General features: G+C 41.4%; 7 protein-coding genes and 1 pseudogene. 1 reads left to right on the forward strand and 7 read right to left on the reverse strand.

The window, feature by feature from the left end; genetic code table 11:
* Positions 1–161 precede the first annotated feature (161 nt).
* Positions 162–1,550 (reverse strand): 3' terminal RNA ribose 2'-O-methyltransferase Hen1, encoded by a 1,389-nt coding sequence (locus IQ246_RS04420; RefSeq protein WP_194000490.1) that lies wholly within the window; start codon positions 1,548–1,550, stop codon positions 162–164.
* Positions 1,551–1,747: 197 nt separating this feature from the next.
* Here IQ246_RS04420 and IQ246_RS04425 point away from each other — a divergent pair, with 197 nt between their 5' ends.
* The gene (locus tag IQ246_RS04425; protein WP_339379143.1) at positions 1,748–4,162 is read left to right on the forward strand and encodes a tetratricopeptide repeat protein; all 2,415 of its coding nucleotides are present in this window, start codon (positions 1,748–1,750) and stop codon (positions 4,160–4,162) included.
* Between the two features lie 209 nt (positions 4,163–4,371).
* Here the strand turns inward: IQ246_RS04425 and IQ246_RS04430 are convergent, their stop codons facing one another.
* From IQ246_RS04430 to IQ246_RS04455, 6 genes and pseudogenes are all read right to left on the reverse strand, one after another.
* Complete coding sequence (locus tag IQ246_RS04430) at positions 4,372–5,010, reverse strand: histidine phosphatase family protein (protein ID WP_194000492.1); 639 nt, start codon at positions 5,008–5,010, stop codon at positions 4,372–4,374.
* A 1,492-nt stretch (positions 5,011–6,502) separates the two neighbouring features.
* The gene (locus IQ246_RS04435) at positions 6,503–6,841 is read right to left on the reverse strand and encodes a HetP family heterocyst commitment protein (protein WP_194000494.1); all 339 of its coding nucleotides are present in this window, start codon (positions 6,839–6,841) and stop codon (positions 6,503–6,505) included.
* Positions 6,842–6,884: 43 nt separating this feature from the next.
* Complete coding sequence (locus tag IQ246_RS04440) at positions 6,885–7,157, reverse strand: hypothetical protein (protein WP_194000496.1); 273 nt, start codon at positions 7,155–7,157, stop codon at positions 6,885–6,887.
* Between the two features lie 918 nt (positions 7,158–8,075).
* Positions 8,076–8,407: pseudogene (locus IQ246_RS04445) on the reverse strand (cysteine peptidase family C39 domain-containing protein); the annotation flags it as partial.
* A 687-nt stretch (positions 8,408–9,094) separates the two neighbouring features.
* Positions 9,095–11,500 carry a GH116 family glycosyl hydrolase gene (locus IQ246_RS04450; RefSeq protein WP_194000498.1) on the reverse strand — a complete coding sequence of 802 codons (2,406 nt, stop codon included), beginning with the start codon at positions 11,498–11,500 and terminating at the stop codon, positions 9,095–9,097.
* 167 nt (positions 11,501–11,667) lie between these two features.
* A complete protein-coding gene (locus IQ246_RS04455; RefSeq protein WP_194000500.1) occupies positions 11,668–12,045 on the reverse strand; it encodes a CU044_2847 family protein in 378 nt (125 codons plus the stop codon).
* Between the last annotated feature and the right edge of the window lie 7 nt (positions 12,046–12,052).

The raw sequence follows: 12,052 nt of genomic DNA on the forward strand, positions 1-12,052 counted from the left end.
CCGCAGAGTAACGCCAAGGACGCAAAGGACACAAAGGAAGGAATAATAAGATGAACTTAGTACAGCTATTGCATTAATTCGTAGGCAGTAAAACAAACTTTGCGCTTCTCTGCGTTTAAACTTAAACCCTCAATTGGCTACGAATTTACGAAACTGTGTACTTAGGAATTATGGCTAAACACCACCATCTGTGTAGGTGCGCCGACTTCTAAGTCTTCCGTCCCTACAGGTTGAAATTGCACAGTGTAGCTAAAGCGTTCTGCTACGCGATTTGCCCAGTTTTGAAACTCTAGACGCGTCCATTCAAAGCGGTGGTCTTTATGTCGCAGTTTCCCCGCAGGTAAGTTTTCAAATTTGACATTATACTCAATATTGGGCGTTGTCACCACTACCGTTTTAGGTTGAGCAAACTCAAACAAAACCCGCTCAAATGACCCAAGTCGTGAGAAATCTAGATGTTCAATCACCTCAATCACCGTAGCAGCATCATAGCCAATGAGGCGTTTATCTTGATAAGTAAGTGCGCCCTGTACTAATTGCAGACGTTCCCATTGGTTACGGGGGAGGCGCAAGCGGTCTAATCTTTCTTTAGCGACTTCTAATGCCCTAAAAGAAACATCAACACCTGTAATCTGTTCAAAAGAGCCGTCTTTAAGCAAGTTTTTCAGCAAAGTGCCTTCACCGCAACCTAAATCAATCACCCGCTTTGCACCGCTTTGCTTCAGAGCAGCAATCACCGCATTCATCCGCTGCTGATTCAAACTAATGGGCTTTTCTACTACTGCTTCTTCCTGAGCATGTCTTTCTTCAGTACTATCGGGGTCAAGATTATCTTCCTCTGCTAGTTGGGCTAAAGCCAGACGAGTTAAGCGATGTTGTCGTTTTAGGTAACGCTTGGTAATTTGTTCTCGCGCTGGATGAACAGTTAACCAACCCTCACCATGACGCAATAGTTTTTCGATTTCTTCATCACCTACCCAGTAGTGCTTATGGTCATCTAATACTGGAATCAAAACGTAGAGATGACTTAACAAATCATTTAAAGGCAAAGTGTGCTGAAGCTCAACAGTCAAGTACTGGCTCTGTCCCCAATCAGGAAATTCCTCATCTAAGATGTGACTTTGGGCACTGACACTGTAGCCCAGAGGCTCAAACAGTTCCCGTAGGAAACTTTCACCACCACGACAGGGTAAAACTGACAGTTTCGCTGTCAAAGGAATAGGAGTTTGTACCAATTCTGGACGGTCTTTGCAGCGACCTCCTAAAGCTGTGCTAAACACCTGAGCGATCGCTACACTTAAAAATGAAGAAGCAACATAAGGGCGATCGTTTACATATTGTTCCAGCCTAGCACTGCGTCCCCGCACCAATTTCACAGGGTCAACATCCAACAGCAATGCCACTGTGCATCGCTGCGTATTCGCTTCCGGGTAAAAGACGTGCGCCTGTCCAAAACTCAGAGAAAAGGACTGACAGCGGTCAGGGTGTTTATGTAGTAGATAACCTAACTCGGTTGCTGGGGAGTGGGTTGTAGCAATGGTGAGCAGCATTCACTTATGTAAAGGTAAGGCAATAGTTGATGAATACCGCTTCAAGGTAAGCGGTTACGGAAAAAAATGATGGTGTTGTTAAGGAATCTTAAGTTAACGTGAGTTCGACTTCTCACGTTCTTTACTTGTAGCATTTAGAGTTGCAGTTGGTATAATTCATACAACTGTGCAGCGTATCTATCTTAACAATCAACTCTGTGTTGAACATACAGACAGTTCTAAAATTCTATCAAGACCACAAACAATTTATTAACAATCTCATTTCCGGTAGTCTGCCGGCAATGATACCTGTAATTGCAGGTTTATTGTGGTGGTTGAGAATGCGACATCGCCAACGTCGCATTCCCCCTTCAACTTTCCCCTTCCAGGTCATTAAGCCTCAGAGTCAAGATGTGTTGCAACGGATTCTCGGCGGGGATGATAATGACCCCTTAGCTGACAGAAATATTGCTTACCAAGTACGGGTGGCTAATTGCAGCGTCCGCCAAGAATTAAAACAGTTGTTGGAAAAAGAAGAATCCCGCTGGGTATTAATTCTGGGACAGAGTGGGCTGGGGAAAACGCGAGAAGCAACGGAATTGGCAAATCATCTCAACCAAGAAGGCTGGACAGTTTTATTCCTCAAGCCGGGGGAATGGCTAGATTTTCCGGCGCAGTTTCCAACAGAGATTGGCACAGACCGGAAATTGCTATTTTTCCTAGATGATTTGAACCAGAAAATGCTGCGCGGTCGTGAAGAGATATCGCCAGAAGCAGAGAAAAATCCGGTGGAGCAGTTTAGAGTACCATTACAACAGCGACTACTGCAAGCGCTGGAGAAGTACGAGAAGTTTTGCGGTAAGGCAGAAATTCGGGTAATTGCCACAGCGCGGAATGAGAGAATCTCAGACTTTGAGGGAGAATCAACCCATTGGGACAAACTGCAATGGGAGAGATACCCGCAGTTGTGGAATCGCTTTACTCGTTACGAGTTGGCAAAACCGGAAGATGACGCAATCATTGAGTTGTTCAGTGAAACTATCCCCAACACAAATATTTCCGCCAAAGTTGAAGATTACCCCGCACTAGCTAGGCGCAATGACCGCACCTTTAGAAATGTTGTCGAGAATCTCCGCACGCTGAAAAACAATCAACAACCTTTGAACCTCAAAAATTATCGGGACACGCTGAAAGATACTTGGGAGGAACGCTACAAAAAGGCTGTGCGGAAATATCCGGCAAGCCGCTACATTTATGATGCTGTGGATTTGCTGCAAAAATTCGACATCGAACTTCAGCGGTTCACCGTGGAAGCGACAGCAAGAATGCTAGTAGGTGGAAATTTTTGGCAGCAATTACGTTATTGGTGGCAAATTCGTATTGCGACTAACTTATTGATTCATAGTGAACGCATTTTAAAACCTTGCAATGGTCAAATTGAGGCGAAGGCGAAGCAGGTAGAAGCAGGAGAACACATTTTGCGTTTATCGCGCTTGCTGCTAAAACTAGCAGAACGTTACCCCACCCAAATGCAGGAATCACTAGTTAATTTTGGTAATGAAGTTTCTCACTTAGGTCGCTATAAAGAGGCACTCGTCAGCTTTGATAAAGCTCTAAAAATATCACGGCAATCTAATTCAATTTTGTTTTTAAGGGACTATGCACTGCATAATTCAAAAAGAAAATCAGAAGCGCTAACTTATTATAGTAAAGTCATAACAATCAAAGCAGATGACCACGAATATTGGTATAATGAGGGTAATACGCTCTATAGTTTAGGAAAATTTGAAGAAGCGATCGCCTCTTACAACAAAGCCATAGAAATCAAACCAGACTTCCACAAAGCTTGGTTTAATATAGGTTTATCCCTGGATAATTTAGGAAGAAAATCAAAAGCGATCGCCTCTTACAAGAAAGCTATAGAATATAAACCAGATTTACATGAAGCTTGGTACAATATAGCTTTATTACTATCTAGTTTAGGAAGAGAATCAGAAGCGATCGCCTCTTACAAGAAAGCCATAGAAATAAAGCCAGACTTGCACGAATCTTGGAATAATCACGGCAATATACTATCTAGTTTAGGAAGAAAATCAGAAGCGATCGCCTCTTATGATCAAGCTATCAAAATCAAACCAGACTACCACAAAGCCTGGTACAATCGGAGCAATATACTATCTAGTTTAGGCAGAAAATCAGAAGCGATCGCCTCTTACGACAAAGCTATAGAATTAAAACCAAACTTGCACGAAGCTTGGAACAACCGGGGCTATACGCTGTCTAATTTAGGAAGATTTGAACAAGCGATCGCTTCTTACGACAAAGCCATAGAAATCAAACTTGATAAGCACGAAGCTTGGAATAACCGGGGCTATACGCTATCTAATTTAGGAAGATTTGAACAAGCGATCGCTTCTTACGACAAAGCCATAGAATTAAAACCAGACTTATACCAAGCTTGGTACGGTAAGGCTTGTTGTTACGGATTACAGAGTAGTATTGAGCAAGCTATTTATAGTTTACAACAAGCTATCAATCTAAATCCTGAAGAATGCCGAGAAAGAGTGAAAACAGACTCTGATTTTGACAGCATTCGTAATGATGAACAATTTCAGTCCTTGCTGCGAGGGTAAATGAGCAGGTTACACTACAAACCTCAGTGCAACAAGCGCTTACTACCCTGAAATAAAACAACGGCTATCTGGAAGTTAGTTTTGATGCACTGTTGAGAAAATTGGCAAAAGAGATTGTGGCAAGGGCAAATCTTTCTTGCGGCTAACCTTCGACAAAATTCGTGCTGAAATCTGCGCCGATGATGGTTTACAGAGCAAATTGTCTCCCCTCATGTACCCGGTAAATTTCGCAAACGCTCATCTAAATGAGTGCGATCTGCCAAAGCCTTCAATAGTGGGCCATGTGAGCCAAATTCTACAATACTGACTGAACCGACAGGGCATCCCAAACGAAACCGGAAGCGTCCCACATCAATTCCTAGCAAACTACACAGAATTATTCTGATAGTTGCTTTATGGGCAACAACTAAAACGTTGCCACTCTTATAAAGATGCTTAATTTCTTCAATTACCTGCAAGGCACGAGAAGCAATTGTCACTGCCATTTCCCCACCAGTAGGCGCGTACCAAGCCGGGTCGGCTGACCAACGAATATAATCATCGTGATATTCACGGCTAATTATTTCTGGCGTTTTTCCTTCCCACTGGCCATAGTTAATTTCCTTCAAACCATCTCTTAGTTCTGGTTTTATCCCTATGGCTGCACATAGGGGTTTTGCTGTTGCCACAGTTCGTTTCATTGGACTGCAAAAGATTGCAGTCCAAGGTGTAGAAATGTATGCAGATGCAAAAGCTTTTGCCATTTCCAAGCCTTCTGCGGTAAGTTCTGAGTCTATAGAACCACAAAAAGCATTATTGCGGCTAGCTTCTGTCTGTCCATGACGGAGGAAATAAAGAATTAGGCTCACGCTATAGTCTTACCGATTGTGAATTTAAGAGCGCTAACAATCAGAGATAGCTGGAGATAGTTAATGCCTATGATATATTACTACGAATTGATAATATTTTTGATTAATTTAATTAATCAATGAATTACTTTTCAGTTTTGGCAAGAGTGCGATCGCACTCTTGCCTCACGACCTAAAGCATCCATTCCGTAATCGCAAAAACCCAATTTGTCTTCGGTAAAACGACCAATTTTTTGTTACCTGTAGAGACGTTGCAATACAACGTCTCTACTATTTACACATAAAAAACTGGAAGCTATTCAAATTGTTTAGCTTCCAGTAGTTGCTATATAAATTGCCAATTTACCAAGCAGACATAATCCCGGTTGGGAGGACTAGGATTACGTTAGCCAAAAGAGAAGCGTATTAGCTCTAAGTTCTACAAGCCAGAACAATGATTTAACCGTAACTTTCCTATTTCCATTTTTAGTGCTGGTGCTAAAAGTGAGTTTTTTGAACTCAAGCAACACCAACCGTATTACAGGAAGTTCTATAAGCTTTGCTTTTGCCGTTTGCCACCGGCAGAAGACGTACAAAGTTTAGATTGACTTGCTGAAGTTCCGCCCGGACTTCTGGGAAGCAGCCACTCCAAATTTTATTTGCTCATACTTCCTTGGAAAAAGAACCACCAGCAGCAACGGTTAGCTCGTCAATTTTGGTGTAGAAGCTATCTAATCCATGAAATACTGACTGTTTTAGCAATCAGTTAAATGTACTTCATGGTCATAATTAAAAAATTAATTTGCTTGCCAAGTACCTCTGTCTTTTTATTTAAATTACTATTTATAATTTAAATTATTCCAACAGTATATATTTGCCATTTTGGCAGATTTTTGAAGATAGCTCATGAGATTTATTACATCCCATGCTGATATATAGTAATCCGATTTGATTCGTGAACTGACTCGTAGAGACACCGAATGGAGAATGTGGGGCCCCCTTTGGGGATTAGGGGCGAAGAGGCAATGGGGAATGGGGCATGGAGAAGAAGTAATAAAGATGTACTGAATTTTTTTCAGAAATCAAATATGATTCCTATATTAAAAACCGGAACTTAGTACAATTGCAAACTGCTATAAAACCTACCGTGCTAGAGATTTTAAATTAGCATGGTAGGTTATGAAATACTCAATCAGATGTGGGAGCATCCATCTTTGGAAGAAACACCGGGCGATTGGAAATCGCGGCTACACAAACGTTCACCAATAGCGTCTCGCAGAGAAGTCCGCCGACGCGGACTCTCCCAAACCCGCCTGCGCGGGTTTAGTTTGTATAGCCCCAGACTTCTAGTCTGTTCGCGTAGCGTGCGCCTTAGCGCAGGGCGATCTGCCAAAACGGGATACTCCCTCAGATGTAGAGTAAAATCTATGGATTTAACATACTCTTTGGTGTAACCCCCAGATTTTAAGGAAATCTCTTGAGTACTTTCAAGCTGTAAATAGACAGCTGTTTTTTACTTGCCAACTACTTTAAGATAAGCTAGATCTTTAATTTTACTTAAGCAGCCTGGCGAAACATTACTATCAGATCTTGAATCAGTGGAATGTTTGACTATTTTTATATTTTCATTTTGCTGCTGGTTCGACCTACTAGCTTGAGTATTTTCTTTGAGCAATCGGTTGTATGTGCGGTAGGGAATGTAATGTAGAGGATTGTAGCCAGCAAATCGCAGCATTAAAACACATGCCCAGGAATACTTTCCGGCAAGAATTGCTTCAACTACTTTATCAAAATGTTGATTTTTCATTGTCTTGTCTAAGTTGCTACTAATGCCAGGAACGTGTTGATTCATAGTGTTTATTTGTCTTGCTGTTTTTAATTTGTGTGTTGGCTGCTTAACCGTAGTTCTCCAGATTCCCTCCGATTAACCGAGGAAATTGCTGCTGGTTACTTCTCGGCTGTAGCTTTTGCTTGTTAATAAGTAAAAGGTAAAAATTTACCTCTTGTCCTGTCATGCGACTGGCAAGATAAAAATCCGGGTGTGGCTTTTGTAGATGCAGTTTTATCCTGTTTAATTTCCCTACTTCTAACTCAATTAGTTTTCCTGATTTAACAGCCTGTATATAATATTGCTTGCAACTTAAAGAGCCTTCAGTAAGTTTGCACATTTATTTAGGCTAGTAGAGAAATATAATTCATTTTTGAATATCAAGAACAAAATTCAGATTTGTATTATGTATTTGTTCTTCATATTATCTGCTAAATTAGCATGTCTATAAATCAAATCTACTGAAAATATTTCAAAACTACCTTATGTATTGTGCAACTTTTGTGTTTGTCCATTTTATCTAATCTATAGGGGGTATTACCCCTCGCTTACTGTTATTTTTTAACCTTGATTATCCTTAATATACTAGAAAATTTATTATTAACTATGAGGTGTTACACCCTTCAATTTGGCAGCAATATGGCTAATGTTTGTAAAATTATTGCCAAATATAGTTATTGAGGATTATTTTTGTACTTCAGAGATTAGAAAATTCTATATATGGAGAATAAAGGTTTGCTATCAAGGTTTACAGCTATAAAAATTTGACAAAGTTAGAGTAGCTTTTTCGTGATTTTTTCATGATTGTTAGTCAAAAATAACAGATAAATATGTTGCGAAAAATTCAAGTTTATGTTATTTTTCAAAAAACCTTAATTACATATCAGCCAAATATAGCAAAACAACTACAAAGAGATGCTTAAAGAAATAAGTTCATGAAAAATTAAGACTGTATAGCCTGAAATAGTTTAGTAACTTACACAAATTTAATTATTAGAAAAATTACTAATCTTACTTAGTAAGAGTATGATATACATCTCTGACATCTAATCAAATAATAAAAGTAAAATTATAAATGCAATTGTAGTTGGGTAAATTAATAATAAAACTGCCAATTGCCGTTACTTCCTGATGAGTGCCTTGTTGAGTAAAGATACCTGGGTATATAACGAGGAGAGAGTCGGCATGACGAACAGTGGAGAGACGACGGGAGATGAGAAAGGTAGTAAGTAAACCATCAATAAAAATTTTTCAGCGTTAGAGAGACTTTTTCGCTTTTGAGAGCATCCAAATTTTCTGTGGGGTTTAAAAGCAGGGCATACCCTGGGCGCAAGAACCATCGCCTACACCTGCCTCTTATCAATATGCGATCGTTTTAACTCGCCAGACAATTACATAATGAATTGCTTGCCAATGAGCTATCCAAGGGTTATAATATGAGTCCAACTTACTTAAGCTCGCCCTTACCGATAGCACTTCATATCCTAAAGTTTGGGCTGCTTCTGCTAAATTCTGGACAGACGCACCCATACAATCTCTCCGTGCCAAGTTACGCAAGGTGTTGAGGCTCAAGCGTTTACCCCCGTATTGGCAGGTATCATTTCTCAGTAGCTTTCCGTAAGGGAAAGTTTGGAAAAAAAATTTTACTAGCAAAACCGAATTCCTGTTTATACCACAGTATTAATCATCTTCTGATGCATTCTGATAAAATTTCGACTCTCGTTGTCAATAAACATCTCATACTTGATTCAAAGTTTTACTTGCTCTTTATCCAGTATTCATTCCTTGAGTTGTCCTAATTTTTACGTTGAAATTGCCGTCGAATAATTTGTTTCGGAATAAAATTGACAATTGTGAACATAATCTGGGAAATATTAGGAATTTTTATGGATGGATCTGGTGATATTGGCATTTTTTTAACCAGTAGTCTGGAGTTCTAAATCTTTCAACTCTTACCATTACTTAAATTTTTCTTCGCTTCCGGAAACACCCGGAAAATAAAATGTTAGATGTAGTCTCTGCTTTATCAGATGAATACTAGGTACATTTTGAAACGCACATACGAAAACATCTATATGTGTCTACATGTATCTAAAGTTGCAAATCAAAAGTTAGATGACTCGGCGATTGAGCGCACTAATAACGTAGCTGTCAACCTCAATGGCGTTGTTCGCAAATGCCTAAAACCTCCATATTAAAAGAGATTCATCAGCAGTGGTTAGTAGTGATTACAACTGACCACTGTTGATCTTTAAGATGATTTTGGTTGATACACCATTACTTAATAGCTAAGTAAATTGCCCAAATTGCCATTGCCCGGAGGTACGTACTAGCACGGAAAGTACCAGCAGCGGTGATAGCTTCAGGTGTGCGGAATTGCAGCCCATTATCGTAAATTTGTTGTACCACAGCTTGTGTCAACTTAAATGCTTCATCCTTCATTCCCATCTGCACAAGAAAAGCCGCTAGTCCAAAGTTTATTCCCGTCCAGACTTCCAGCGGATGAGTAGCTTTAGGGTTTTCTGGTGAACCATCGGGACGAACACCATTAGCAGCACCAAACTCACCTTGGCAGAATTTCACAAAGCAAGCATCATAAACAGTTTTCAGGGCACAAAGGGCGCGATCGCTTGGTACAATATCTGGTAATTCCAACAGACGCGCGTAGAATTGTCCGCACAACTGATCTGCCATCACCACATCAGAACCACTCTGACTATCAAGTTTGTAATATTGACCATTCCAAAGTTTTTCGTCGTAGATGGGGCGAGATTGTTCTAACCAGTTTTCATAGGTGGATTTTTGAACCGCCATCGCCCTAATATCGCCAAGATTGTGATTTAATAAAACTTCGCTGATGGCGATCGCTGCTTGTAGCGCCGCTAACCACAACCCACCACAATAGGCGCTTACGCCTTGTAATCGCCAATCATCAAAGGTTTGATCAGGCGCACCGGAATTTTCCGGAATCCCATCACCATCAAGATCAAAAGTTTTTAGGTAGTCGAGGGTTTGGGCGATCGCATCCCAGCAATCTGCTAAGAATTCCACATCGTCAGCACCCGTGAGTAGAAAATCTCGGTATACTTGCAATACAAAGTCACTACCTAAATCTTTCCATAAATTGCAGTCTTGATAGCTGGTGTAGTTGGTTTTTTCCCAAACGTGTTCATTGGGTGCGCCTAAATCGTGGGGTGTTGCACCTGGGACTTTGCGAACTGCGATCGGACTTTCTGCCTTGATTGTCAAGTAATAGCCAATTATCCGGGGAGTATTATCACCTTGAGGAATTGCGCGTGCAAATGCGCGCATCACCGACTTTTCCAGCTCGGGAAACAGCATCAGCAGAGCAAAAGAACCATACAACCGCACATCTAGACTTTCGTACCAGCGGTAATCTAAGCATTCTAATACTGCAAACTGACCGATGGGGTCAAGTTTTGATGCAGCACTCCAGAGAGTACCGCCGCTGGTGAGATCGTAAAGCTCATTAAATAGAGCCATTTTAAACCAATCGGGTAAATCTTCTCGGTCGAGAATGGGTTGTTGCCAACTTTGAATCTGCGATCGCCAACTTTGGTATTGTTGTAGCGCAGTAGATGCGATCGCCCAAGCATTATTGCCATCATTACCAAAAAAGTCTGTATATCTGCGGTAATAGTTAACCCCCGCGGCAAATTCTGTGATCGGGAAATCCCAAGCCAGTACAATAGGGATTTCTAGAGTTTCGCCTGGTTGGAGAGTAAAACGAAGTGCGATCGCAGCCCCTATTTGTTCACCTTCTAGCGCTGGAGTTGCATCTATATAATTAGGCAAAGAGCCATCAGCCGCGAAACTTTGCCACACATCCTCACCCATTCCCACAGGATTCCAGCGGGTGTGGTGAAACGCTTCCACTTGGGGATGTTTGAGCGTCGCAATACACCAGCTTCCATCCCCTTCCTGCAAAGCATCATTACCAACTCGACCTAAAACACAGCCAAATTGTTGTGTATTTTCAACTATCTGGTTATAGTTCCCTTTACTTTCGCCCCAGCGCGGTTGATATTCGTAAACTGGACTACCATCATCGCGCACCCGCACTTTAGGAGATTTGAGGGCGTTGGTAAACCAGCCCACCATATTTTGCCAAGTGAGCATAATGCTAAGGGTAATAGGTGTATCTGTAGGGTTGTGAGCATTCCAGAGGAATACTGCCACAGGGTAGCTAGTTTCTTGGTAATTATCTGCCCATACTGGGGAAAATTGCTCACAAGTCAACTGTGCTTGAAATACATTTTCATACACAAACCAGCTACGTGGGTATAGCGCGTGATAATTGCCTGTCCCCTCCGTACCGTCAAGTGTAGGATACCAGTGCCAAGCTTTGAGAGTGCCATCTTCTGGCGCTTGCGTACATAAAGCGTAGGCTTGGGAAGAAGAGCTATTAGACTCAAATACACTGAATTGACAGGCAAAGACGTTCTTGAAGATATGTTCACCGCCATCAATATGCCACAGATTAAAATCTCCCCGTGAAGAACGACCGATGCAACCTGCACCAAAGCCACCTAAAGGCATACCATGCCAAGGGCCATCATCGATATTACTAATGTAGCGGACGGTATAAGGCTTATCCCAGCCTAAACCAATGGGACGACTCCAAGTGCAAGAGGGAATTTTGGGGGAGAGTTGATTAGTCATCGCCTAATGTTACGCGTGCAGTTACGTCAGTAAGCAACTCAGGGCTGAAGCCACTGAGCTTTAGCCCAGATCGAGCATCCCAAACAAAGACGTTTGTCCTTGCAACTGACACATGAAGACTAGCGCGATGTGCGATTTTTCTCAAGGGGCACGGCATTGCCGTACCCCTACGTCGTATGCGTGTGCTTATTTTCAGGAAACTTACACTTAACCTCAATTTCAAAATTACTCTCCGCGGAACCTTCAGTTACGAAAGGGATACCAGTTTTTCCGCCTATCTTCAAGCCAAACTTCAAAGTAATCTCTTCAACTTCAGCTGCACCTAAATTTTTGAAAGCGCCAATAGCATATTTGGTATAAGCTCGAATTTGATGGTGAACTTCCTCAATCTTGACAAATGCCTCTTCTCGAAAGCCGTAGGATTCTTTATCGTCATCAACCTCTGGTGTAAGTACTTCTGGAACAGTTGGCGTTTCCTTTGACTCGAAGAGAATTGTATAGATTTCCCCGTCTTCTTCAAAGACTAAACGTTCTATGTTCGACATCAAGCCC

The organism is aff. Roholtiella sp. LEGE 12411, from assembly GCF_015206995.1.
Taxonomy (GTDB): Bacteria; Cyanobacteriota; Cyanobacteriia; order Cyanobacteriales; family Nostocaceae; genus Komarekiella.